Origin of the sequence: Zavarzinella formosa DSM 19928, from assembly GCF_000255705.1 — a bacterium.
Classification (GTDB): domain Bacteria; phylum Planctomycetota; class Planctomycetia; order Gemmatales; family Gemmataceae; genus Zavarzinella; species Zavarzinella formosa.
The window spans coordinates 55425-62433 of record NZ_JH636453.1 but is presented as its reverse complement, the minus strand read 5'-3'; the positions used below and the strand labels follow the sequence as shown (position 1 = coordinate 62433).

9 protein-coding genes are annotated in these 7009 nt (G+C 64.0%); 1 reads left to right on the top strand and 8 read right to left on the bottom strand.

Annotation, left to right across the window (positions count from 1 at the left end; all coding sequences use genetic code 11):
- Window positions 1-445, top strand: a 445-nt coding sequence (locus BGIM_RS67645; RefSeq protein ID WP_238537840.1) for a hypothetical protein, incomplete at its 5' end; no start/stop codon positions are given.
- Between the two features lie 297 nt (window positions 446-742).
- On the opposite strand, the gene BGIM_RS0144740 is transcribed toward BGIM_RS67645, so the two are convergent.
- From BGIM_RS0144740 to BGIM_RS0144700, 8 genes are all read right to left on the bottom strand, one after another.
- Window positions 743-1111 (bottom strand): hypothetical protein, encoded by a 369-nt coding sequence (locus tag BGIM_RS0144740; RefSeq protein WP_020476091.1) that lies wholly within the window; start codon window positions 1109-1111, stop codon window positions 743-745.
- A 143-nt stretch (window positions 1112-1254) separates the two neighbouring features.
- On the bottom strand, window positions 1255-1929 hold the full coding sequence (locus BGIM_RS59490; RefSeq protein ID WP_020476090.1) for a hypothetical protein: 675 nt from the start codon (window positions 1927-1929) through the stop codon (window positions 1255-1257).
- A gap of 384 nt (window positions 1930-2313) precedes the next feature.
- Window positions 2314-4305 carry a recombinase family protein gene (locus tag BGIM_RS0144730; RefSeq protein WP_020476089.1) on the bottom strand — a complete coding sequence of 664 codons (1992 nt, stop codon included), beginning with the start codon at window positions 4303-4305 and terminating at the stop codon, window positions 2314-2316.
- Between the two features lie 14 nt (window positions 4306-4319).
- A complete protein-coding gene (locus tag BGIM_RS0144725; protein ID WP_020476088.1) occupies window positions 4320-4796 on the bottom strand; it encodes a hypothetical protein in 477 nt (158 codons plus the stop codon).
- 33 nt (window positions 4797-4829) lie between these two features.
- A complete protein-coding gene (locus BGIM_RS62015; RefSeq protein ID WP_020476087.1) occupies window positions 4830-5111 on the bottom strand; it encodes a hypothetical protein in 282 nt (93 codons plus the stop codon).
- Between the two features lie 225 nt (window positions 5112-5336).
- Window positions 5337-5591 (bottom strand): 3'-5' exonuclease, encoded by a 255-nt coding sequence (locus tag BGIM_RS62010; protein WP_020476085.1) that lies wholly within the window; start codon window positions 5589-5591, stop codon window positions 5337-5339.
- A gap of 385 nt (window positions 5592-5976) precedes the next feature.
- Window positions 5977-6171 carry a hypothetical protein gene (locus BGIM_RS0144705; RefSeq protein WP_020476084.1) on the bottom strand — a complete coding sequence of 65 codons (195 nt, stop codon included), beginning with the start codon at window positions 6169-6171 and terminating at the stop codon, window positions 5977-5979.
- A gap of 291 nt (window positions 6172-6462) precedes the next feature.
- The gene (locus BGIM_RS0144700) at window positions 6463-6987 is read right to left on the bottom strand and encodes a transposase (protein ID WP_029632012.1); all 525 of its coding nucleotides are present in this window, start codon (window positions 6985-6987) and stop codon (window positions 6463-6465) included.
- Window positions 6988-7009: the final 22 nt, after the last annotated feature.

Genomic DNA, 7009 nt, shown 5'->3' with positions numbered 1-7009 from the left:
ACTGCAACGACTTGTTCGGCCCGAAACCCTGTTCCCTTCGTCCGGCGGCCATCACCGGGCGAAGGGTTTGGTCTTTCACTCTTCTCGACACGCTTCGCCCATCGGCACGAACGACTTTACCCACTGCCCCACCCGGCGACTCGCACTTCCTGAACCCAAGCCCACGCTGCCGAACGCCCAAGTTCAGTTGCCGGTGCCGGAGAACCCCCGGCCATTTCACCGCGACACTGGTCGCCGGTCAACTGCAACGACTTGTTCGGCCCGAAACCTTGTTCGCTCCACCGGCGACCATCACCGGGCAAAGTGCTTTGTCTTTCGCCCTTCTCAACCCGCTTCGCCGGGCGGGGACCGAGTCTTAAACCCGCCGGATGCCGTCGCTCCACCGCCGAACGCCCAAGTTCAGTTGCCGGCGCCGGGGAACCTGACACCCAGCCGCAATGACTGAGGTCGCCGGTCAACTGCAACGACTTGTTCGGCCCGAAACCCTGTTCCCTCGCCCGGCGAACGTCACCGGGCGAAGTGCTTCGTCTTTCGCCCTTCGCTACCCGCTTCGCTCAGCGGCACCGACGACTTCACCCTCTGCCCCACCGGCGACTGACGCCTTCCGAATCTTCACCCATGCTGCCGAACGACCCCGCTCACCAGCCCGGCCGCAATCAGCGACAAGTACACGCCCAGAACCGATGCGTGCGGCCGGGTCCGGTGCAGCGCCTGGTTCGGCGTCTGAACCGCCACCGGCCGGTTAGTCCTCTCCGACACTGATCTCCGACAACCGCTCGGTACCGTGGAAGTAGAATGTCATCCAGAGGCCCGCGTTCGGCCTCATCCAACTGCCGTTCCGCATTCGCACCAGGTACCAGAGGAACGACTCCCCGCCCTTGTCGTACACGGGCTGGTACGGGAGGCCGCGGGCGTCGAGCCACGCCACGACCTGTTCGCGGGAGGAGCCGGCCGGGAGCGCGGACCCAGCCTCGGATCGGAGACTACCGACGCGGATGCCGTTGTACGGCCGGTACGCGAGTTCGCACGAGCCGACGCAACCGGCGATCAGAAGTCCCGCCAACGTCCACAGCACGGCAGGCGGGACACGCGCACGAAGCACGCGGCTCAAAGCACGACCTCCGGGGCTCGGGGCTTCCCCGCCGAACGACTAAGCTCACCCGCACCGGCCGCTCAGTGAGCCACACGTCCCGAAAAACCCACATGCGGCCGGTGTCGGGTGCAGAGCCTGGTTCGGCCCTGCGAGCCTTCAGGTTAGAACGAAACCATGCGTTTGAACTGCGGTCCCGGTTGTAGCGGCTCCCACCCGGTGAGGCGAGCCTCCCGGATGGCAGCGGCAATCTGTGACAGCGAGACACTCCGAGGAGCGATGTCCTTTTTGGTAAGAAGAATCAGCACCGCTCCCGCCTCCTCAACCGCTTGGACAGCGATGCGAAGGCCCGGTGACAGTTCCTTTGCTTTCCAACGATACAGCGCCTCATCCACACGGAGGCGACCGGAGTATGTTTTCGGGCGTGCCAGGGCCAGAGCATCAAAGTACTGACGCCACAACTCCTTCGTGGGGCGACCGGCCTGGCGGTCGAGCAGCGCCGCTAATTCCAACGAGTCGAATACCGCCTGTCGGGGATCGCCCAGCTTGAGGGGCGACAGATGCGAATACCCCGAGTTAGCCCAAGCCTCGGCGACTTCCACCTCGCTTGTGACAGATGCAAACCGAACCTTGTAGAGTCCGGCCCCGGTCAAACTCCGATGAAAGTACAGCCACGGCTCCTCGCAAAAGACGAACCACTTGTGCTCCATCACTTCGGGAACGCGGCCGGCCTTGATCCGCGTAAACTCATCCGCTGTGTACGCGCGGTCGAGTGTCACCGCCCGGCACTCGTCCGGCAGCGAGATGGTCTTCCAATCAGCCCGCTGTGCGATTCGCATGGAACCTTCAGACTCTGTGTTTGGCTTTCTGTGGCCGAACGCCTTTAAGTTCAGTGACTTGGCCCGGATGGCCAAGTCACTGCAACGCCTTGTTCGGCTTGCGCCGCTTCGCAACGACCCAAGCCGTCCTGCCCGTGGGGACTTCACCAAACGCCATGTGGCCGCACGGACGCGGCCCGGACACCTGCCCCGTAGGCCGTCGCGGCCGTGCCCTCGAAGACGCCTTCGGAGGACGGCCGCGACGGCATACTAACACTGTCAATCCCAAGCCGCCACCAAGAAATCACACGCCGGGGACTGCCCAAGGTGGGACCCGAGGTCTTCGACGACTCCCGCGGCGCAAGCCGAACGCCCCAGTTCACCTGCGGGGCGGTCGGTTGAACTTCAACCCCGATTCCGCTGCCTGCCGCCCCGTCGGGTGCAACGCTTTGTGACACGCTGTTCGTTTCCTAACGACTCGCTCCCGGTGTCAGCTGACGGAGTGCCGACGCCCACGGCGGGCGCGGCTTCGCCGGCCATCAGGGACGACACGTCCCCGTCGGCCAGCGTTTTCACAATGATCTCCCGGCTCGTCGGGCCTTCATAAAGAGGCACGGGCGCGGGGGAGGCCCCGAACGTCACGACACCCCCGGCCACGCGGTTCAAGGTCCGTTTGCCAACGGAATATTCCTCGAACCGCAAATAGACGTTCACGTTTAATTCCGCGAACAATCTGGTCACGGACGGCCCGCTCTCATTTTCGCCGGCCAGAGCCGTCAGCCGACCAAGAACCTCCAAGGCTTTCGCGACCTCCTCGTCGGCGGAGTCGCGGGACACCGGCTCCGGCAGTGATCTCAGCCGGCTTTCCAGACGGCTCTCGGTCGTCTTGAGTTCGTCATAAACCGCCTCGACTGCCGTGCGTTTGGACTCGTCCTCCATCAGGGCCATGTTCCTGGCCGCCACCTTCAACTGCCGCCGGGTCTTGTCCAGTTCGGCCTCCAGCCGGCCTCGCTCCCCGTCTTCCGGGGCCTCCCCGGCCTCCCGGCTCGCAATCTCTCGCAATTTGGCCTCCAGGGCCGCCAGTCCCCGGGGTGTCAACGCCCGTTGTCGGACGCATGCCAGCGCGAACCGCGAGGCCGCCTCTCCGGGCACGGCGTTGTGCCGGCAGAGTTGACCATGCGACTGCTGATACAGGGCGCAGGCATATTTGAAGCCGCCGGACTTGGCCGTGCGATAGAGCGGCCACCCGCACCCCATGTCGTGAATCCGGCATCCCAGCGGATTCCATTGGTCGCCACGTGCCCGGGGAGCGCCCCGGGATTTGCGGCGGCGCGAGTCCAGCGAAGCCCCGGCCCTGGCGAAATCTTCCGGAGTGACCACCGGGGCGAACTTCAACGGGGTCACCACCCGTTGCTCCGGCGGGTTGACGACGCATTTCAGCTTGCCGGACGTTTTGAAATCCGCCTCGGTCAGGGGCCGCAGACCGTCCGGGGCGAAGCGGAGCTGGTCCCCCTCCGATCGCTTCCCGTACACTCCGATCGCGAGGTAGATCATGTTGTTCAAAATGTTTCGCACGGCGCTGGCGTGCCACACCCCGCTTGTCCGCCGGCCGTCTGGATTCGGCGGCGGGATTCCCTCCCGGGTCAACTGGAAGGCAATCCGGGAGGGCGCCACCGTCCAACCCAACTCAAAAATGCGCCGGACGACGTCGAGTTCATGACCATCCTCCTTGGGCAGCCACACCGTGTGGTGGCCGGCCATGCGGACGTGCTCGCCGCGGAGGAGACGCCGGGTTCGCGTCCCGTCCGGGCCGACGAGCCATCGCTCGAACCCGTAGGGAGCCGACCCGCCGATTGAACAACCGCGGGCCGCCAGTTGCAATTGAGCCTTCAGGAGTTTGTCGGCCAGTTCCAGCCGGAACCGTCCCGACGAGTCGAACTCCAGGAGGCTGCCGAGCATCTCCTCCAGCCCCAGCCGCTCGGCGGGCCCCATGGGTTTGAGAACCTTGCTTTGATAAACGAGGCACAAACCCGCCCTTCGCAAATCGATTTCCAGCATCAGACCGTCGACGGGATTGTCAGGCCGGGCCAGCCGGTCGCGGCGGGGGATGAGCACATGGCTGACGGACTTGTCAGAGAATGCCGTCGCGAGCAGGGCGTCGAGCCCGGGCCGACGGAAAATGTTCCCGGACACGCCATCATCGAGGAAGAGGTCTTCCTCATGGCTGATGTCACCCTTCATCATCCGGGTGATGGCGCCGGGGGTTCCGCCAAACCGGATTTTCTCGGCGACGCACCATGCGACGGCCCACCGGACGGCCTCCGGCGGGGCGCACTCTCCACGGCCCATGGAATCGCGGGTGTAGAACAAGGCTCGGCCGGCGGCGGGGCGGGGCATCGAAAATCTCCGGGTTAGTTCAGGGCGTCGGCATGACGCATGTCCCACAAAAACCTGGCCAGTGAGTCGGCCAGCGCCTCCTCGTCCGCCGCGTCCACGACAACGCCGGGAAACTGGACCCGGTCGGCATGGGCCAGATGCCACCTGTTCGTTGTCATGATCCGGCGGGCCAGCGCCTCGTCCGGCCGGCGTCGGCGAATGACCGGATCACGCACGGCCCGCCAAGTGTCAAGAAGGAATTCTTCGGCCGGGGGGAACAAGCCGGGCAGAAGGTCGGTGACACCCGACCTCTCCCATTCAAGCAGTTGAAGGGCGGAGCCCAGATCAATCAAGAACCAACCGGGCAGACGTCTGGTTTTGCCGGGCGGAGGTGTCAGCCCAAGGTTTCGCAGATATGAGCCGACGCGGTCGGCGGCGGCATTCGCGCGAAGGATGACGACCTTAAGGTTCTCCGTCACCGTCAGACGGGTGGTGGAATTGGCGGGTGACAACTTCCGTATCGCCTTGATCTGCGACTGGGGTAATTAATTGGCCGCTTGCGTGACGATGGAAGCAGCCGTGACCAGATGGCGGGCATCATCAAGCAGGTCAAGTGACAACAGCCAGCGGATGTGCTTCGGATGGCGTTCGACGATTTCGGCCAGCGGATGGCTGGCATGTTTTTCCCGTGCAAACACCGGGCGGCCATCGTCGAGCCGGAACCACCCGGCGATGTCCGCGCCGGTCAGGCAGTGATGCAACTGGTCCGGTGTCCGGGGCAAGTCGGAATAGCGGTCCAGTTGAGCGTCCAATACCAGCGCCGCCATGCGGGCGTCTGCGACCGCATGGCGGCGGTGTGTTCGTCCCCCATGTAAAAGGCGGCGGCCGCCGAAAGGTCTCGTCGCTCGTTTCGGTGAAAGATGTCCAATGCGTCAATGACAGACCGGCCGGCAAGCGGAAAGTGAACGCCAGCCCGGCGGCATTCGGCCGCCAGCATCGGCAGATCGAACCGTTTGATGCCGAATCCGGCCAGGTCGCAGCCGTTGAGGAAGCTAACGAGTCGGGGGGGCGACGGCCGTGAACATTGGGGCGTCGGCCACATCGGCCTCGGAGATCCCGTGGACGGCGGTGGCCGCGGAGGGAATGGGGACGCCCGGGTTGATCTGACGGGATGCCTCCACAGTTTTACCGTCGGGATCGACGCGGAGAACGGCGATCTCGACAATGCGATCCGTCTGTGGATTGGTCCCGGTGGATTCGATGTCGAAGAATGCCAACGGTCGTGTCAGTCGAAGGTTTTGGAACATGAATAACTCACGGCAAGAAGAGAGCAACGCCGGGCGGGGCGATCGCGTTACACAGAGGCGAGCCGCCCCGCACGATGCAGAACGAAGCAGGAACATGGAAGGAGAACTTATCCGTCAGATTTGTGTTTTGCCGAGACGGGAACCCACTGGCCCCGGCCGGACAATTGGAACAAGCGAGTTGGCCGATAAATCGGGCCGACAATGGCAGCCAACCCCCGCCATGTATTTTGACGCATCGGCGCCGGTTCTTTAGAGTACCAAGGCTGTCGCATAGCCGACTGCTTTGGTCCCGGTCATGCCGGGCGAGTCCACGGTCGGCATCCAGAGGTCACACTCGCGATGAAAACTCTATTCGGGAAATGGCTGGCCGTCGGACGAGTGACGGTCAACGGGTGATCGTCACCCGCACGACGGCCAAGGGCGGGTAGGTCGTGACAATGGCGGCAATTGCCTTCCGCAGTTTGGCGACAAACGGCTTGGATTCGAGGATGGCAAGGATCTCCCCGGCCTCCTCGTCGGGCAGGCCGGCCGGCACCCGCACCGTCAGGTGATACTCTTCGATCGTCAGATATTTGGGCATGGCGGCCCCCTTGAGAAAGTGCGGCAGTCGGCGACAGGCCGACCGCAAGGGGAGACGTCTTTGCTTGAATATGGCTGTTCGGAAATGAGTCCGACAAATGACGGCGAGTATGTCTGCCTCGGTTGCCGTTTTCCGGTGGAAATCCGGATTTGATCCGCGGAGGCGATTGGAATGTCAGGCTGGCTCTTGAGAGCCAATTGGCATCCATGCAAAGCTCAGCCAATAGCAAAGACGTTTCACTCAGGTATTTTGACGCATTCCAGCCCGATATTTAGTGGTGCATCCGCCAAGTTATCGCACAGATGGCGGGGTGGCGACGCCGGCCGGCCGACGGGGCCGGTGACGCCGTCGTCGGCCCCAGTGAAATGGATGTCGGTGCGAGTTCCAGTAAGCCGTCGCCCGGTTCACCGCCTCAACGATCTCCTCCCATGTCCCGAATCGTCGGCCCTTGAGCGCCAGGGACCGCAGGATCTTCCACCACGGCTCGATCAGGTTCAAGTACGCCGCCGCGACCGGCTGGAAGACAAACTCCCATCGCGGGCATGCCACGTTGAACAACAGCACGTCGCGGGATCCGTGGGCGGCCAGGTTGTCGAGGACGGCGTAGACGCGGGTGATGCCAGCCGGGAGCCATCGCTCGACCCGCTCCAGAAAATCGATCCAGTTCTCGCCGGTGCGACGTGAGTACGAGTGAGTGAATGCCTCCCCGGTGGCCGGCCGGAAGGCCCCGAAGACATAGCCCTTGCCACGCCGTCCGTAGTCGGCGTCCTGCGTCGCCCGGGCCGCCGGGCGTTCCGGGGCGGGGGCCGGGTCGATGACTTCTTTGCCGGGGAAGCTT